Genomic DNA, 1,896 nt, shown 5'->3' on the forward strand with positions numbered 1-1,896 from the left:
CGCGCTGCATGAGCATGCCCTTCTGGCGCGAGGACCTCTAAGGTTTTCAAAGACCCGTACAGGTCTTACTACAAACATCTAGCTGCCATTAGATGTCTCCCATTGGGGCGGTGCGGATCTTTCGCACCGCCCCATTCATGTTTAATGACGCTAAATGAAGATCAGATAAGGTGGCCATGGATATCAAGACAATCGGTGTTGAGGAATGGCTCAACGTTTGGGAGAAGAGTGCTACCTGGGATATCGCTCAGTCGACGATCTCGTCGCTGACCATGGGCGAGCTTCGCGCACTGGACGAGCAGGACGGCGCCACGTTCTACGAGCGCCTGGATCGCGAGAAGATGAACTACGGCTGGATCGAGGGATCGCCGGAATTTAAGGCCGAGGTCGCCAAGCTGTATCGTCGCGATGTCAATCCCGATCACATTCTGCAGACCAATGGCTGCACGGGCGCCAACCTCAACGCCATCATGGCCGTTGTGGAGCCCGGCGATCACGTGATTGCCGAGTGGCCTACCTATGCGCCGCTCTACGAGATTCCGCGTACGCTGGGTGCCGAGGTCGAGTATTGGGAGCTCCGCGAGGAGCTCGGCTGGAAGCCCGATATCGATGAGCTCAAGCGCTCGGTGCGCCCCAACACCAAGCTCATCTGCATTAATAACGCATCGAACCCCATCGGTGCGGTGCTCGATGCCGATACGCTCGGCCAGATTGCCGAGATTGCCCGTTCGGTGGGCGCCTACGTGCTGTGCGACGAGGTGTACCTGCCGCTCGAGAACACCGAGTCCTTTATGTCGATGGTCGACGTGTACGAGAAGGCCATTGTCACCAACTCGGTGTCCAAGACCTATTCGACGCCTGCGGCCCGCGTGGGCTGGGTCGTGGCCGACGAAGAGGTGTCCAACCGCATCCGCACCTATCGTGACTACACCATGATCTGCGGCGGCGTGTTCAACGACGCTCTGGCGACCTACGTGCTCGAGCACAGGGATAAGATCCTTGGGCGCAACCGTAAGATCGTGTTTGGCAACCGTGATATCGCTCAGGCATGGATCGATACGCAGCATCGTGTCTCCTGGACGGCCCCGCAGGGCGTGTCCACCTCGTTTATCCAACTGGATATTCCCGAGGACGACGAGGAGTTCTGCAAGCGCCTGTTGGCCGAGAGGGGAGTGCTGCTGGTTCCCGGTAGCCGCTTTGAGCTTCCCTGCGGCGCGCGCTTGGGCTACTGCGCGAGCGAAGGCGTTCTCCGCGAGGGCCTGAGGCTTCTGGGCGAGGCGCTGGCCGAGTTCGATCGCTAGGATTCCGACGGCTCTCAAAGCCACTCAAATCTGTCTACGATTATCGATAACAGACCCGTTTCCCATGAGGGGAGCGGGTCTGTTTTTCTATACCGAGAAGTCAAGTTGTTACAAATGAGGCCGTAAGGCGAGCCGGTGTTCGTTGGGCCTTATACTGAACTTCCGGTGAACGGTACCAAGCGTCTGGTAAACGGTAATATGCATACCAGAAATGAATAGGACGAACTTTTTTCTGAATAAAAATGAAAATGGTTGAGACGCGGTATGAATCGCTAATTCTATTCATAGCTTTATTAGAAATATGCAATTTGAGGGTGGTTTAATAAAGTTAAGTTCCATTTGCTATTTGGTTTGAAAAAGCATTTAAGCACGTAAATAAACTTTATTAAGTCAAAGTGTGCCATGCGTGAAGTATATGTGTATGCCGTTCACCCCGTATAAAAAACCGTTCGGGGGCAAGGTGGAAGTATGGGCTGATTTTGGATATAAATATGTCGTCAGCAATAACGCCTCACACGGAGGGGCGCTAACGAATCGGCCCTGACAAGGGCCCGAAAGAAAGGTAGGAGGCCATGACGAAAGGTCTGCACGTGCC

The 1,896-nt window shown here is 54.7% G+C and carries 1 protein-coding gene; it reads left to right on the top strand.

Annotated features, from left to right (window positions below; all coding sequences use genetic code 11):
- The first annotated feature begins 176 nt into the window (after nt 1-176).
- Nucleotides 177-1,301, top strand: a complete 1,125-nt coding sequence (locus DXB86_RS09815; protein ID WP_117736971.1) for an aminotransferase — start codon at nt 177-179, stop codon at nt 1,299-1,301.
- Nucleotides 1,302-1,896: the final 595 nt, after the last annotated feature.

Origin of the sequence: Collinsella sp. OM06-18AC (assembly GCF_003438785.1) — a bacterium.
Classification (GTDB): domain Bacteria; phylum Actinomycetota; class Coriobacteriia; order Coriobacteriales; family Coriobacteriaceae; genus Collinsella.